Origin of the sequence: Novosphingobium sp. PhB165, from assembly GCF_004341845.1 — a bacterium.
Taxonomy (GTDB): Bacteria; Pseudomonadota; Alphaproteobacteria; order Sphingomonadales; family Sphingomonadaceae; genus Novosphingobium.
The window spans coordinates 256,360-270,238 of the sequence record NZ_SLVB01000004.1 but is presented as its reverse complement, the minus strand read 5'-3'; the positions used below and the strand labels follow the sequence as shown (position 1 = coordinate 270,238).

Annotated in this window: 15 protein-coding genes; 6 read left to right on the top strand and 9 right to left on the bottom strand. The window is 65.2% G+C overall.

Annotated features, from left to right (window positions below):
* Positions 1–39: 39 nt before the first annotated feature.
* The 4 genes from rplT to hisN all read right to left on the bottom strand — a co-directional run bounded on the left by rplT (position 40) and on the right by hisN (position 2,026).
* On the bottom strand, positions 40–402 hold the full coding sequence (gene rplT / locus EDF56_RS12860; protein ID WP_132387973.1) for a 50S ribosomal protein L20: 363 nt from the start codon (positions 400–402) through the stop codon (positions 40–42).
* Between the two features lie 13 nt (positions 403–415).
* The gene (gene rpmI / locus EDF56_RS12855) at positions 416–619 is read right to left on the bottom strand and encodes a 50S ribosomal protein L35 (RefSeq protein WP_021232722.1); all 204 of its coding nucleotides are present in this window, start codon (positions 617–619) and stop codon (positions 416–418) included.
* A 184-nt stretch (positions 620–803) separates the two neighbouring features.
* Entirely contained in the window at positions 804–1,244 is a 441-nt protein-coding gene (locus EDF56_RS12850) for a gamma-glutamylcyclotransferase family protein (protein ID WP_132387971.1), read from the bottom strand.
* On the bottom strand, positions 1,244–2,026 hold the full coding sequence (gene hisN, locus EDF56_RS12845) for a histidinol-phosphatase (RefSeq protein ID WP_132387969.1): 783 nt from the start codon (positions 2,024–2,026) through the stop codon (positions 1,244–1,246). Before hisN ends, EDF56_RS12850 begins: the two co-directional genes overlap by 1 nt.
* A gap of 301 nt (positions 2,027–2,327) precedes the next feature.
* On the opposite strand from hisN, the gene EDF56_RS12840 reads away from it, so the two are divergent.
* On the top strand, positions 2,328–3,152 hold the full coding sequence (locus EDF56_RS12840; protein WP_347812984.1) for a helix-turn-helix domain-containing protein: 825 nt from the start codon (positions 2,328–2,330) through the stop codon (positions 3,150–3,152).
* A gap of 101 nt (positions 3,153–3,253) precedes the next feature.
* Here EDF56_RS12840 and EDF56_RS12835 read toward each other — a convergent pair whose 3' ends face one another.
* Positions 3,254–4,189, bottom strand: coding sequence for a ribose-phosphate pyrophosphokinase (locus EDF56_RS12835; protein ID WP_132387965.1), 936 nt, complete (start codon positions 4,187–4,189; stop codon positions 3,254–3,256).
* Between the two features lie 200 nt (positions 4,190–4,389).
* Positions 4,390–5,364 carry a class II fructose-bisphosphatase gene (gene glpX, locus EDF56_RS12830; RefSeq protein ID WP_132387963.1) on the bottom strand — a complete coding sequence of 325 codons (975 nt, stop codon included), beginning with the start codon at positions 5,362–5,364 and terminating at the stop codon, positions 4,390–4,392.
* 66 nt (positions 5,365–5,430) lie between these two features.
* On the opposite strand from glpX, the gene EDF56_RS12825 reads away from it, so the two are divergent.
* Positions 5,431–5,940, top strand: coding sequence for a hypothetical protein (locus tag EDF56_RS12825; RefSeq protein WP_243652569.1), 510 nt, complete (start codon positions 5,431–5,433; stop codon positions 5,938–5,940).
* Positions 5,941–5,982: 42 nt separating this feature from the next.
* On the opposite strand, the gene EDF56_RS12820 is transcribed toward EDF56_RS12825, so the two are convergent.
* Both EDF56_RS12820 and EDF56_RS12815 read right to left on the bottom strand, forming a co-directional pair.
* A complete protein-coding gene (locus EDF56_RS12820) occupies positions 5,983–7,290 on the bottom strand; it encodes a homoserine dehydrogenase (RefSeq protein WP_132387961.1) in 1,308 nt (435 codons plus the stop codon).
* A 101-nt stretch (positions 7,291–7,391) separates the two neighbouring features.
* Positions 7,392–8,264, bottom strand: coding sequence for a hypothetical protein (locus EDF56_RS12815; RefSeq protein WP_132387959.1), 873 nt, complete (start codon positions 8,262–8,264; stop codon positions 7,392–7,394).
* Positions 8,265–8,631: 367 nt separating this feature from the next.
* On the opposite strand from EDF56_RS12815, the gene EDF56_RS12810 reads away from it, so the two are divergent.
* The 4 genes from EDF56_RS12810 (at position 8,632) to EDF56_RS12795 (ending at position 11,242) form a co-directional block, all read left to right on the top strand.
* Positions 8,632–9,291: an energy transducer TonB gene (locus EDF56_RS12810; protein WP_132387957.1), complete on the top strand. Its 660-nt coding sequence runs from the start codon at positions 8,632–8,634 to the stop codon at positions 9,289–9,291.
* 74 nt (positions 9,292–9,365) lie between these two features.
* Positions 9,366–10,139 (top strand): MotA/TolQ/ExbB proton channel family protein, encoded by a 774-nt coding sequence (locus EDF56_RS12805; protein ID WP_132387955.1) that lies wholly within the window; start codon positions 9,366–9,368, stop codon positions 10,137–10,139.
* A 111-nt stretch (positions 10,140–10,250) separates the two neighbouring features.
* The gene (locus EDF56_RS12800) at positions 10,251–10,784 is read left to right on the top strand and encodes a biopolymer transporter ExbD (RefSeq protein WP_207904693.1); all 534 of its coding nucleotides are present in this window, start codon (positions 10,251–10,253) and stop codon (positions 10,782–10,784) included.
* 23 nt (positions 10,785–10,807) lie between these two features.
* Complete coding sequence (locus tag EDF56_RS12795; RefSeq protein ID WP_132387951.1) at positions 10,808–11,242, top strand: biopolymer transporter ExbD; 435 nt, start codon at positions 10,808–10,810, stop codon at positions 11,240–11,242.
* An 83-nt stretch (positions 11,243–11,325) separates the two neighbouring features.
* On the opposite strand, the gene EDF56_RS12790 is transcribed toward EDF56_RS12795, so the two are convergent.
* Positions 11,326–13,809 carry a ligase-associated DNA damage response DEXH box helicase gene (locus tag EDF56_RS12790; RefSeq protein WP_132387949.1) on the bottom strand — a complete coding sequence of 828 codons (2,484 nt, stop codon included), beginning with the start codon at positions 13,807–13,809 and terminating at the stop codon, positions 11,326–11,328.
* Between the last annotated feature and the right edge of the window lie 70 nt (positions 13,810–13,879).

The following is a 13,879-nucleotide window of genomic DNA, read 5'->3' as shown; positions in this document are numbered from 1 at the left end:
ACTCGCGCCTCGTATTGTTTTCGCCATCGCGAACGCGGCTTAGGCGGCGGGCAGAGCTGCCTTGGCCTGAGCAATCACGGTCGAGAACACCGAACCCTCGTTCATGGCGAGGTCGGCCATGGCCTTGCGATCGAGTTCGATGCCGGCAAGCTTGATGCCGTGCATGAACTGCGAATAGGTCAGGCCTTCGGCGCGGACGGCAGCGTTGATACGCTGGATCCAGAGAGCGCGGAAGGTGCGCTTCTTGATCTTGCGGTCGCGGTACGCGTACTGGCCGGCCTTTTCGACGGCCTGGCGGGCAACGCGGATCGTATTCTTACGACGGCCGCGGTAACCCTTGGCCTGTTCGAGAAGACGCTTGTGCTTGGCGCGGGTGGTAACACCCCTCTTGATACGGCTCATCGGTCAGTACTCCTCAGTTGAGCCCGTAGGGCGCCCACTTTTTGATCGTCTTGGCATCGGCGTCGGAAATGACTTCGGTGCCGCGATTCTGGCGGATGTACTTGCCGTTATGGCTCATCAGGCGGTGGCGCTTGCCGGCTACGCCGTGCTTCACCTTGCCGGTGGCGGTGAGCTTGAAGCGCTTCTTCACACCGCTCTTGGTCTTCAGCTTGGGCATTTTCGTCTCCTTTTCACAGGGACACGTCCGGTCAGCCATGGCAGCCCTTTTCGCCAGGCGGACGCGCGAATCTCTTTAGTCAAAGACTCAACCGTGTCGATTGAAGGGGGCGCCTTTAGTGGGAGAACGGCGGGAAGGCAAGGGGTTTGGACTCTGATCCCTACCCATCGAGCCGGCCTGCTCCTCAGGCCCCGCAGCGCAAGGTCGTAAATGCCGTGTGGCCGGTGCGTTCCAGCCAGCCGAGATAGTGCCCGTCTCGGATCACCGGCGCCGCGCGGGGCAGCCCAAGACGCCAGAGATAGACTTGCGCCCGCGCCCTTCGGCCCGAGGCAGTGCGCACCGGCAGGCAGATGCGCCGGTACTCGGACCCCTCATAGCGATCGAGCCGGGCAAGATCGCCGGGCGCCAATTCGAGCCGGCAAAGCGTGCCCTGAACGTGCCCCCGCCCCTGTGCCCGGACAAGCGCCGGAAACCAGCCGTCATCGCTCTTTATCGCATGGATGCGCCCGGGCACGGAGGCAGGCTCGGCGCTTTCCGTGCGCTCCGCCAGCCATTGGCCCATGCGCGTGCCCGCGTGGTGCTGGAGCGTGCCGTAGACGAACAGGCAGACCCTGCGCACCGCCATCAATGATGGCAGGCCATCGCCTCGATCACGTCTTCCAGACGCGCAGGGTCGCCGATCGCCAGGACATGCCCGTCGGACTGCGCGTGAAGCGGTTCACCGTTCCAGTCGCACATCGTGCCCCCGGCGCCTTCCACCACCGGCACCAGCGCGGCCCAGTCGTGCAGCTTGAGCCCGGCCTCACAAACAAGGTCGATCTGGCCCGAGGCGAGCAGGCCATAGTTATAGCAATCGCCACCCATCATCATGCGCTTGTGATCGGTCTTCGCCGCCAGCGCCATGAAGTGCTCGCCCTCGTGATCATCGAAATACTGCGGCCCGGTGGTCGCCAGCATGGCGTCGGACAGTTCGCGGCACGGGCGCGTGCGCACTTCCTTGCCGTTGAAGGTGGTGGGCATGCCGCTGGCGCCGACCCAGCGTTCGCGCAGGATCGGCTGGTCGATCACGCCCAGCACCGGCCAGCCATCGACCAGCAGCGCAATCAGCGTGCCGAAGATCGGACGACCGGCAATGAACGAGACCGTGCCGTCGATCGGATCGAGCACCCAGGTCCGGCCCGAGGAGCCCTCCTCCGTGCCGAACTCCTCGCCGATGATCGCGTCACGCGGAACTTCTGCCTTGAGAATCCGGCGCATGGCCTCTTCCGCAGCGCGGTCGGCAATGGTGACGGGCGAGGCATCGGACTTTCGCTCGGCGCTCAGCCCCGTACGGAAATGGGGCCTGATCGCTTCGCCTGCCGCATCGGCGAGTCGCAGGGCAAGGGCGATATCCTGATCGAGTTTCATGGCGGACCTGTGCCTTTTCCAGTGCCGGAAGGTCAAGCGCCCGCCGGAAATTCATCAAGACTGGCAGAATCTTGCACATGCCCCGAACCCTTATGTGTTTTTCACACATTGCGGGAACTTGCGGCCGCCCCTATTCCGTTGGCGGGGGCATATTCTACTGCAAAGAAGTAGGGGCATGCTGCGCAGGAAAATCCCAGCTATCGATCCGGCAATCGCGCCGGAACAAGGATATACGCGGGACGGACAACCGTTATCGTACAATCGCGCGCCGGCAGCGGATCTCGCTCCATGGATCGCGCGCGTGTCGGTGACGAAAGTGTCCGCGCCCGCAGACTACACGCTTTCGTGCAGCCTGTTCAGCGACACTGCCTTTCTGCGCATCCAGACCAAAGGCCGCTGGTGCGTCCAGACCGCCGACGGCGAACGCCGGGTCGGCGACGCGGCGCTGTTCTTCGGGCCCCATTCGCGGTGCATGCCGGTGACGGTGACGGGCAGCTTCGCCAGCGTCGCGGTGGCGCTGCGCGCCGGTGCCTGCACCGCGATGCAGGGACCGCGGGTGGGCGATTTCGTGGACCGTCTGGTCAGCACCAGCGCGGTCTCGCTCCCGTCCGAGCAGTTCCTTGCCATGCTGGAACCCGATGCGCCGTCCGAAGTCTGGCTCCAGCATCTGGAGCAGGCGTTCCGTCACCGGATCGAGAGCATGAATTGCCCGCCGCCCGATCCGGTGACGCGCAGTTTCGAGGTGATCTCCTATCGCGACCCGTCGATGGCGGTCAGCGATGCCGCGCGCGAATGCGGGGTGGACCGGCGCACGCTGGAACGCGTGGTAAATCGCGATTTCGGCATGCCGCCCAAGCAAGTGCTGCGCCGGGCCCGCGCGCTGGACATGGCCAGCTACTTGCGCGGCGTGGCCGACAGTGACGAGGCCGACGAGATCGCGCTGCGCTATTACGACGAGAGCCACCTGATCCACGAGTTCACCGAACTCTTCGGCATGTCGCCCAGCCAGTTCGTGAAGCGGCCGCAGCCGATCATGACGCTGGCACTGGAATCACGGCAGGCGCGGCGGCTGGAAGCGCTCAACCGACTGGCACCGGGGCAAGTGCGGCCCTGGAACGACGAGTAGGGGAATGACGAGTAGCTGAAACCGGAACGGCGCAGGGGAGGACCCCTGCGCCGTTCACGGTCGCCAGTAATGGACCCGGAGCGCGCAGCCCCGGCGCGTCCTCAGTCGAACAGGCTCGAAACCGAGCTTTCGTCGGCAATGCGGCGGATCGCTTCGCCGATCAGCGGCGCGATCGTCAGGATGCGGATCTTGTCCGAAGCCTTCGCATCGTCGGTTGCCTGGATCGAATCGGTGATCACCAGTTCCTTGAGCGCGGAGTTGGTGACGCGCGAAACCGCCGCGCCCGAAAGCACGCCGTGGGTGATGTAGGCGGTGACGCTGGTGGCGCCTTCGTCCATCAGCGCCTGCGCAGCGTTGCACAGGGTGCCGCCCGAATCGATGATATCGTCGATCAGGATGCAAGCGCGGCCCTTCACGTCACCGATGATGTTCATGACTTCCGACTGGCCGGGCTTGTCGCGGCGCTTGTCGACAATGGCGAGCGGCGCGTTGTCGAGGCGCTTGGCCAGCGAGCGGGCGCGGACCACGCCGCCCACGTCGGGCGAAACCACCATCAACGACTGGTCGCCATAACGCGCCTGAATGTCGGCGGCCATGACCGGCGCAGCGAACAGGTTGTCGGTCGGGATGTCGAAGAAGCCCTGGATCTGCCCGGCGTGCAGGTCCACCGAGAGAACGCGGTCGGCGCCGGCCTCGGTCAGCAGGTTGGCGACCAGCTTGGCCGAGATCGGCGTGCGCGGACCGGGCTTGCGGTCCTGGCGGGCGTAACCGAAGTAGGGAATCACGGCGGTGATGCGCTTGGCCGAAGCACGGCGCAGCGCGTCGATGCAGATCAGCAGTTCCATCAGGTTGTCGTTGACGGGATAGCTGGTCGGCTGGACGACGAAGACGTCCTCACCGCGCACGTTCTCGTGGATTTCGACGAAGATTTCCTCGTCGGCGAAGCGGCGGACCGCCGCATCGGTCAGCGGCAGCTCAAGATAGGCTGCGATGGCCCGCGCGAGCGGAAGGTTGCTGTTGCCGGACATGATCTTCATGGCGAATCCCCGAGACGGCTGCTGATGATTGGTTGGCTGAACGCGCCCGCCTCTACTCATGAGTCATCGGATTGCAACAGAAAGCGTGGCGCGGTCACCGTGACATGAACGCGAAAACGCCGGCCCGGAGCAATCTCCGGACCGGCGCTTTCAGATACAGGCATCTGATTTATCAGAATTTATATGTGGATCGGGAAATTTCACCCGCGAACGCGGTGCTCGCCCTTGATCCAGCGCACCGTGCCGGAGCTGGCGCGCATCACCACGCTTTCGGTGGTCATCTGGCCGCCCTTGAGGCGCTTGACGCCCTGCAGCAGCGAGCCGTCGGTCACCCCGGTTGCCGCAAAAATGCAGTCGCCCTTGGCGAGGTCGCGCAGCTTGTAGACCTTGTCGAGATCCTCGATGCCCCACTTGCGGGCGCGGGCGCGCTCGTCATCGTTGCGAAACACCAGGCGGCCCTGGATCTGGCCGCCGACGCAGCGCAGTGCCGCTGCGGCCAGCACACCTTCGGGCGCGCCGCCGGTGCCCATGTACATGTCGATCGTGGTGTTCTCGTCGGTCACGGCGATCACGCCGGCCACATCACCGTCACCGATCAGCACGACACCGCAGCCGAGCGCGCGCAGTTCGGCAATGAGGTCGGCATGGCGCGGACGGTCAAGCACGCAGACGATGATCTCGTCCGGTGCCACGCCCTTTGCGGCCGCAACGGCCTTGACGTTCTCCGACGGGCTCTTGGTCAGGTCGATCACGTCCTCGGGATAACCCGGGCCGACCGCCAGCTTTTCCATATAGACGTCGGGCGCGTTGAGCAGGCCGCCCTCTTCCGCCGCCGCCAGCACGGCCAGCGCGTTGGGGCCGGCCTTGGCCGTGATGGTCGTGCCTTCCAGCGGGTCCAGCGCGATATCGATGCGCGGGCCGCGACCGGGGGCGCCGCCCACCTTCTCACCGATGTAGAGCATCGGCGCTTCGTCGCGCTCACCCTCACCGATGACGACGGTGCCATCCATATAAAGGGTGTCGAAGGCCTTGCGCATGGCTTCAACGGCGGCATGGTCTGCCGCCTTCTCGTCACCGCGGCCAACCAGTTCGGATGCCGCGATGGCAGCCGCCTCGGTGACGCGGACCATCTCGAGGACTAGGACGCGATCGAGGACTTTACTTGCTTCGGGCATGATCACTCCGCATTAAGGCGTGGAGGGAAAAGGTTCGGGTCGGGGGATTAGACAGAGGAATACCAATTGTCGAGGACATGGCGCGCGCTTTTCGCAATCGCGACACTATCTACCGCCTGCGCGCCCGGAATCGCCGCCGGAACCGCCTTTGCACAAGCCAGTTCGGCTTCCGCCTCCACTGCCAGTCAGGTAGGCCCTCCGATCACGGACGCTGACCGCGCCATGGCCGAGAGGATGATGGCGTCTGGCGGCAGAGTCACCCCCGATCCCACCCACCGCGCCTGTTCGCGCGAAGGACGGCCGGGCGAAATCGTCGTCTGCGCGCCGGACGAGGAAAAGTTCCGCGTCCAGTCCTCCGCCGAAAGCGACCCGACCGGGCCTGCCGGCACCAATGACGGCCGGCTTCATCCGCCCAATTTCGAAAAGAACATCGGCGGCGTAACCGCCGCGCGGGGCTGCTTCATTCCGCCCTGTGCGCCCGCGCAGCCGCTGATCATCGACCTGTCGCAGATCCCCGAGGCCCCCGCCGGATCCGACGCGGACCTCGTCGCCAAGGGCGAATTGCGCGCGCATTAAAAAGGTTCGGCGCGCCCCTCGCTGACGGGCGCGCCGAAAATGTCAGCCTTCGATGATCTGCATCACCAGCGGCGCGGCAGCGAGACTATCCGAACCCTCCAGCACGCGCATTGCCTCGCTGACGGCCGATTCGGGGCCTTCGTGCGTGACGATGGCCAGGATCACCTCGCCCTCCTGCCCGGCATGGCCCTTCTGGATCATGCTGGCGATCGAGACTCCCGCATCGCGCATGGCGGCGGTGATATCGGCGAGCACGCCGGGCCGGTCCGGCACGGTGAAGCGGATATAGCTGCGGCTGCGGCGGTGGCCGGTGCCGGCGGGCTCGATCGCCTCCAGCTCGCTCGACGGCATCGAGAATGCCGCGCCCTTCTCGCCGCGGGCGATGTCGATGATGTCGGCAACCACTGCGCTGGCGGTCGGCCCGTCACCGGCACCGGCGCCCTGGAACAGCAGGCGGCCCATGAAATTGCCCTCGGCGACAACGGCATTGGTCGCCCCGTCGACATGGGCCAGCGGATGGTCGAACGGTACCAGATGCGGACGCACGCGCTGGAACAGGCGCGGGGTACCTTCTGCCCGGTCGATCTCGCTCATGCCGATCAGGCGGATGACGTAGCCGAGCGAGCGCGCCTGCTCAATGTCGGCAGCCTTCACGCGCGAGATGCCGGAGGTCTCCACCGCATCGAAGCGAAGCTGCGAACCGAACGCGATGGCGGCAAGGATCGAAAGCTTGTGCGCGGCGTCGATCCCCTCGATGTCGAAGGTGGGATCGGCCTCGGCATAGCCCATGCGCTGCGCTTCGGCGAGAACGTCACCGAAATCGCGGCCGGTGTCCTCCATGGTGGAGAGTATGTAATTGCAGGTGCCGTTCAGGATGCCGTAGACCCGCTCTATGGCATTGGCGGCAGCGCCTTCGCTCAGGCCCTTGATGACCGGGATGCCGCCGGCAACCGCCGCCTCGAACTTGAGCGCGACACCGGCCGATTCGGCGGCCGAGGCCAGTTCCAGCCCATGGTGCGCGATCATCGCCTTGTTGGCGGTAACGAAGCCCTTGCCCTGCGCGATGGCATTGCGGGCCAGCGCCAGCGCGGGACCATCGGAACCGCCCACCATCTCGACCACCACGTCTACATCGGGGCGCGAGGCAAGCGCGGCGGTATCGTCCACCCAGTCATAGCGCGAGAGGTCTACCCCGCGGTCCTTGCTGCGATCGCGCGCGCTTACCGCGGCGATGCGGATCGGCCGGCGGGCCCGCCGGGCAATCAGTTCGGCATTGGTCTCGATGAGACGGACAACGCCCGCCCCGACCGTGCCGAGACCGGCTAGCGCAATATTCAGCGGTTCAACCATGGAATTCCCTTTCGCGAGCGCGCCCTAAGCGAGCCCACCGGGAAATTCCAGTACCTTCGCGCCCCGAACCCTTAATATAGAGCCAAGAAGCGCGACCGAGTTCAGCGGCCCACGGGATTGCGGACGCAAGGTCCGAGCTGGTTCAGCACCATGCGATAGTCCGCCGCCGCCTGCTTCATGGCTTCCACGCCTTCGGAAACGTTTGCACGCTGCGGCGGATTGGCAGGGAGCGAGCAGGCAAGGCGATACCATTCCAGCGTCTCAGGCTTCGGCGGATGGCCGATATCGGCCACCAGTTCGGAGAACGAGACACCCCAGGCGGGAACCGTGCCGGGTTCATGGACGACCGTGATCGAGGCGGCCGACCCGCTTTCGGTCGAGAGGAATATCTGGGTCTCTCCCTGCCCGGCAAGGTTGCCCGGGACAAAGAGCAGTTCACGCACGCCGGTGATTCGCGCCGGCGCATCGGGGGAGACAAGCGCTTTCAGCAGGCTGCGCACGCGCGCTTCCACCTGTTCGCTCCAGAGCTGCTGCGCCGTGGGGGTAACCAGCTGCAGCTCTCCAGGGCGTCCTGCGACGGGACGTGCAAAGAGCAGGACGTCCTGCTTCTTCAGCGTCGGCGGCTTGCCGCGCGCATCGAGCGGAAGGTCCACAAGATAGGCAAAACTCTGCCCGATCGGCGAAGAGCCGGTGAGCAGCGAGCGGGTATCGGCATCCACGTAGAAGCGGCCCATTCCGGGCGTAAGCCCCGGCGCGCGGGCATCCTCTACGCGCGCCATCTTGCGCACCGTAGCGCGCACTACCAGCGGGGCCGAATCGGCCAGCGTGGCAAGATCGGCGAAAGTCGCCTCGCGCAGCAGGGCCGGCGCATCGTCCCGGGACGCCGGCTGGGCCTGCGCCAGCGCCGGAAACGCCTGTACAGCCAGGGCGGCACACGCCAGTTTCAGGGCAAGACGGGGCAGATTCGCAGGCATTGGGAACGATCTCCGGAAAGCGCGGGGCGAGGCCTTAGCGACTTGCACAGGGCTGTACAAATTTCCCCCTTCCCAGCTTGGAACTTAACAGCCATGAATCAGGTGTTAACGACACGATTGCCGATAAGGCGTTGCACAGGGGCAACGGTCCCGCTAAGGAATTCCGCAAAACGGGGCAAAAAAACGAAAATGCCCCACGGTTCGCCAACCCCGTTACAACGTTTACGGTTAGGTGAACTGACAGCCGTCAGGGTGGGTAATTTAGAGTTTCGTCATGGACCTTTCCTTGGGGAGGGGGCCATGGGCGCCTTTGGCCCTGTCCGCACCCGGGTGGGGTTGGGGCTTGATTATGGAGTGATGCGTTTGAATGGCTTACGCTGACCAGCAAATGAGCGGCAACAAGATTGCCGCGCTTGTCATTGTCGCGCTGATCCACGTCTTTGTAGGCTATGCACTCGTCACGGGTCTGGCTTACTCCGCGGTGAAGCAGGTCATGAAGAAAGTGACCACAGTCGACATCAAGGAAGAGAAACCCAAGGAGGAGCCGCCGCCGCCGCCCCCCCAGAAGCAGGATACGCCGCCGCCGCCGATCGTGGCGCCGCCGCCGCCGATCAACATCGCACCGGCTCCGCCGGCCATCACGACCGTGACCACGCCGCCTCCGGTGGCGCTGCCCGCGGTTCCGATTCCGGCTCCTGCGGCACCGATTGCACCGCCGGCACCCCCGGCCCCCTCGAAGGCGCGTGGCGCGTCGGTCAAGGGTGGTTGGACCAGCCGCTTCAACCAGGAATATCCGGCCAAGGCCCTGCGCGAAGAGCGTGAAGGCCGCGTCGGTGTCCGCGTTTCGATCGGTCCCGATGGTCGCGTCACGAGCTGCTCCGTCACCAGCTCCAGCGGTAGCCCGGAACTCGACGCCGCGGCCTGTGAAGGCATGAACCGTTTCGGTCGCTTCAACCCCGCTCTCGATGACGCGGGTAACGCAACCACCGGTTCGTACGCGACGACGATCGTCTACAAGCTCAGTTAAATTTGACGGCCTGGCCGGAACCCCCACGCGTTGGATTCGGCCAAATCCTGCATTCTTCTTGAGAGGTAAATCGCATGCTTATCGTTGACATCCTTGCCGCCGCTGGCGAAGCAGCGCCGCAGAACAAGTTCGGCTTTGTCGAAGCTCTTCAGGCCGGTGGTTTCATTTCGTACGCCACCGTGACCATCATGGGCATCATGTCGTTCGGCTCGTTCTACATCCTCTTCACCAAGTGGTTCGAACAGTCGAAGATCCTGCGCCAGTTCGGCGCAGTGCGCACCGCGTTCTGGAAGGCTCCCACCCTGCGTGAAGGCGCTGCCAAGCTGGACAAGAACAGCGCATGGCGCCAGCTCGTCGACGACGGCATCGCCGCCGAAGACCAGCACTCGAAGATGACCGACTCGCTCGAAGCCCATGACTGGATGCACGCTTCGCTCGCTCGCTCGGAAGCCTCGATCAACTCGCGTCTCGCCACCGGCCTGCCGTTCCTCGCCACCGTCGGCGCGACCGCACCGTTCATCGGTCTGTTCGGTACCGTGGTCGGCATCTACCGCGCCCTGATCGCCATCGGCATCGCCGGTTCGGCTTCGATCGACAAGGTTGCCGGTCCGGTCGGTGAATCGCTGATCATGACCGCGCTCGGCCTGATCGTCGCCGTTCCCGCAGTTCTGGCCTACAACTACCTCCAGAGCCGCAACAAGCGCATCGCCGAACTGCTGACCGGCTTCTCGGCCGACCTGCTGGCGAACATCAACTCGAAGGGCACCGTTAAGCCCGTCATCTCCACCGCCGCCGCCAAGCCCGCCGCTGCTCCGGCCAAGCCGGCTGCTGCTCCGGCCAAGCCGTAAGCAGCATAGGACGCGCTGTCACACGGTAGCGCGTCCACGGGGACCCAGGCGGCGGAGCACTTCGTTTGCATCCGTCGCCCCCCAGGGCAACGCAAGGATTAGGATAAGACTATGGCGATATCCACGGGCGGAGGCGGTGCCGAAAAACCGATGTCCGACATCAACACGACGCCGCTCGTCGACGTCATGCTGGTGCTTTTGATCATCTTCCTGATCGCGGTCCCGGTCGCGATCCAGACGATCGAAAAGCTGAAGATCCCCGTCATCGTGGCGGTCGAATCGAAGGACAAGGTGGAAAACCTCCTCCTCTCCGTCTCGACCACCGACGATTCGGGTCGCAGCGCAGGTGAACCCGGCTTCCAGGGCGCGTCGCGCAATGGCGAATGCCGCGTTTACTTCAACAACATCACGCCGGTGACCTCGCAGGAACTGTACGACCAGGCCTTCAAGCGTCTTGACGCCATCGTGAAGCGCGAAGGCGGTCCGGCAGCCCTTAGGGACAATCCGGATCTCGTGCCGCAGGTCCACATCCGCGGTGACGTGAACGCCCCCTGGCGTTGCGTGGCCGGTGCGATCTACAACGTCCAGATCGCTGGTTACCCGACGGTTGGCTTCATCACCAACCCGGTTGACCCGGGCGCGTGACGCTCGAGAAGGAGTAACATTCCATGGCAATGTCAGGCGGCAAGGATGATGGCGCCCCGATGATGGAAATGAACACGACGCCGTTGATCGACGTCATGCTCGTTCTCCTCATCATGTTCATCATCACCATCCCGGTTGCGACCCACTCGATCGATATCGATCTCCCGGTTGCAACTCCCCCGACGAACACGCCGCCGCCGGTGGACCCGATCAAGAACAAGATCGTGCTCACCGCGGATGCGAAGATTCTCTGGAACGGTAATGCCGTCGACCAGGGAACCCTGCGGAACCTGCTGGCGCAGTCGCTGACCTACAAGGTCGAGCCCGAACTGCAGTACCAGCCGGAAGCCCAGGCAAGCTACGAGCTTTCGGCTCAGGTTCTGGAGCTGATCAAGGCTTCGAACGTGACCAAGTTCGGCTTCGTCGGTAACGACCAGTTCCGCGAATTCGGCAAGTAAGCCGGGCAACGGACAGGTTCCCCCGGGAACCAAGGAAGGGGCGGAGAGATCCGCCCCTTTTTCTTTGCCGTGCGCAGACAGCCTCAGACCTCCCCGGGTGGGTCCACCCGCATCGCCAGCGAGGCAAGGCTCTCCGCCTCCACCAGCAGATCTTCATCGGCCGCTCCCGACGGCAGCGATTCGCGGCCGATCATCGACAGGGCCGGAACCGAGAGCGGGCTGATCCGGTCCAGCCGAACATGGTCCACTTCACGCGCCGCCCGGTCGAGGACATCGGCCACGCGGGCCACATCGGTCATGCGCGCGCGGGCATCGGCCCAGGCGGCCTCTATCAGCAAGTGATCGGGTTCGTACTTGCGCAGGACATCGTAGATCAGATCGGTCGAGAAGGTGACCTGCCGGCCCGACTTGCGCGTCCCCGGCTGCTGCCGTTCGACGAGCCCGGAAATCACCGCCACTTCGCGAAAGGCCCGGCGCAGCAGGTAGGACTGCTGCACCCAGTCGACGAATTCGTGCGTCAGGATATCGGGCGAGAGCAGCGCGGCGGGGTCCTCCACCGGCTTCAGCCCCCAGACCACCAGGGCATAGTCGGTGGCCACGAAACCCAGCGGCCCCAGCCCGCGATCCTCCATGCGCCGGGTAATCAGCATGCCCAGCGACTGGTTCGCCGGCCAGCCCTCGAACGTATAGTACGTGGTATAGGCGGCGCCGTGGTGCGGGAAGCTTTCCACCAGCAACCGCCCCGGCGCGGGCAGGTGCGAGCGCCAGTCCTGCACTTCCAGCCATTCGCGCACGTCGTCGGGAAAGCGCGCCCAGCCCGCCCGGTCGAACAGCATGGCGCGCACACGCTCAGCCAGATGCGTCGAGATCGGCATGCGCTGGCCCATGTAGCTGGGGATCGTAGCCGAACGCTTGGCCGCGCGCACGATCAGCTCCAGTTCGCGCAGGGCTTCGACTTCCAGATCCATGCCCGCAAAGCGGAACGTATCGCCGGACTTGAGGCTGGCCCCGAAGCCCTCCTCCACCCGTCCCAGCGAGCGGCCGTTGCGGAAGCGCACTTCCAGCATCTCGGCATCGACGATGATCCCGGCATTGAGCCGGTGGCGCGCGGCATGTTCGGGATGGGTCAGACGCCATTGCCAGCCCCCCTCCCCATCCTTCTCGCGCACGATCCGGCGAAAGCGGTCATAGGAGCGCAGCGCGTAGCCCCCGGTCGCCACGAAATCGAGCACGCGGGCGAAGATCGTCTCGTCCACCCAGGCATAGGCGGCGGATGAGCGCAGTTCGGCAAGCAGGGCATGCTCGCGGAACGGCCCCGCGCAGGCGGTGCCCATGACGTGCTGCGCCAGCACGTCCAGTCCGCCGGGGCGGAAAGCCTCACCGTCGCGCTGCCCCTCGCGCACCGCTTCCTGCGCGGCGAAAGCCTCCAGGAACTCGAAGCGATTGCCCGGTACCAACATGGCCTTGCTGGGCTGGTCGAGCCGGTGATTGGCGCGGCCGATACGCTGGAGCAGGCGGGAGGATCCCTTGGGCGCCCCCATCTGCACGACAAGGTCGATATCGCCCCAGTCCACACCGAGATCGAGGCTGGCGGTACATACGAGCGCCCGAAGCCGCCCCTCAGCCATCGCCCCCTCCACCTTGCGCCGCGCCTCCTTCGAGAGCGAGCCGTGGTGGATGCCGATCGGCAGGTTGTCCTCGTTGGCGTCCCACAATTCCTGAAAGATGTACTCGGCGAGGAAGCGGGTATTGGTGAAGATCAGCGTGGTGCGGTGCGCCTTGATCTGCTCGATCAGTTGCGGGATCGCCCAGGTCGCCGCGTGGCCGCTCCAGGGGATGCGCTCCTCCTGTGGCAGCAGGATCGAGACTTCCGGTTCGGCGCCGGGCTCGCCCTCCACCAGTTCCACCGCGTCGATCTCCCCCCAAGGGGCCAGCCAGCCCCGGAAGGCATCGGGATCGGCCAGCGTCGCCGAAAGCCCGGCCCGCTGCAAACCCGGGCTCAGCGCCTGCAACCGCGCGAGCGACAGCGCCAGTAGGTCCCCCCGCTTGCCGGTGGCGAACGCATGGATCTCGTCGATCACCACGCGTTTCAGGCCGGCGAACAGTTCCGGCGCTTCGGGATAGGTCAGCAGCAGCGAAAGCGATTCGGGCGTCGTCAGCAGCACATGCGGCGGCCGGGCGCGCTGGCGCGCCTTGCGGTCCGAGGGCGTATCGCCGCTGCGGGTCTCGATGCGGATCGGCAGGCCCATCTCTTCCACCGGCGCCAGCAGGTTGCGCTGGACATCGTGGGCGAGCGCCTTGAGCGGCGAGACATAGAGCGTGTGCAGCCCTTCGGGCATCGCCGTCCCTTGCCGCCGCGAGGGGCAGAAATCCGCCAGCGTCGGCAGGAACCCCGCCAGCGTCTTGCCCGCGCCGGTATCGGCGACGAGCAGGGCATGGTTGCCCCGGTCCGCCGCTGCCAGCATCTCCTGCTGGTGCCGCCGAACGCGCCAGCCGCGTGCGGCGAACCAGTCCCCGATCTCGGCAGGAACCTCGGCAGGAGAATCTGCGGAAGACTTTGTGGTCATCGCTCGGATCGGTTCACGGCCATGGCCGAACAGGTGGAGCACGTCCCGCGGCGCGAGAAAAGCCTTGTAC

Bases quoted from the DNA above. Each gene is read 5' to 3' on its own strand.
- rplT (WP_132387973.1), bottom strand. From the start codon at position 402: ATGAGCCGTATCAAGAGGGGTGTTACCACCCGCGCCAAGCACAAGCGT.
- rpmI (WP_021232722.1), bottom strand. From the start codon at position 619: ATGCCCAAGCTGAAGACCAAGAGCGGTGTGAAGAAGCGCTTCAAGCTC.
- EDF56_RS12850 (WP_132387971.1), bottom strand. From the start codon at position 1,244: ATGGCGGTGCGCAGGGTCTGCCTGTTCGTCTACGGCACGCTCCAGCAC.
- hisN (WP_132387969.1), bottom strand. From the start codon at position 2,026: ATGAAACTCGATCAGGATATCGCCCTTGCCCTGCGACTCGCCGATGCG.
- EDF56_RS12835 (WP_132387965.1), bottom strand. From the start codon at position 4,189: ATGAAGATCATGTCCGGCAACAGCAACCTTCCGCTCGCGCGGGCCATC.
- glpX (WP_132387963.1), bottom strand. From the start codon at position 5,364: ATGCCCGAAGCAAGTAAAGTCCTCGATCGCGTCCTAGTCCTCGAGATG.
- EDF56_RS12820 (WP_132387961.1), bottom strand. From the start codon at position 7,290: ATGGTTGAACCGCTGAATATTGCGCTAGCCGGTCTCGGCACGGTCGGG.
- EDF56_RS12815 (WP_132387959.1), bottom strand. From the start codon at position 8,264: ATGCCTGCGAATCTGCCCCGTCTTGCCCTGAAACTGGCGTGTGCCGCC.
- EDF56_RS12810 (WP_132387957.1), top strand. From the start codon at position 8,632: ATGGCTTACGCTGACCAGCAAATGAGCGGCAACAAGATTGCCGCGCTT.
- EDF56_RS12805 (WP_132387955.1), top strand. From the start codon at position 9,366: ATGCTTATCGTTGACATCCTTGCCGCCGCTGGCGAAGCAGCGCCGCAG.
- EDF56_RS12800 (WP_207904693.1), top strand. From the start codon at position 10,251: ATGGCGATATCCACGGGCGGAGGCGGTGCCGAAAAACCGATGTCCGAC.
- EDF56_RS12795 (WP_132387951.1), top strand. From the start codon at position 10,808: ATGGCAATGTCAGGCGGCAAGGATGATGGCGCCCCGATGATGGAAATG.
- EDF56_RS12790 (WP_132387949.1), bottom strand. From the start codon at position 13,809: ATGACCACAAAGTCTTCCGCAGATTCTCCTGCCGAGGTTCCTGCCGAG.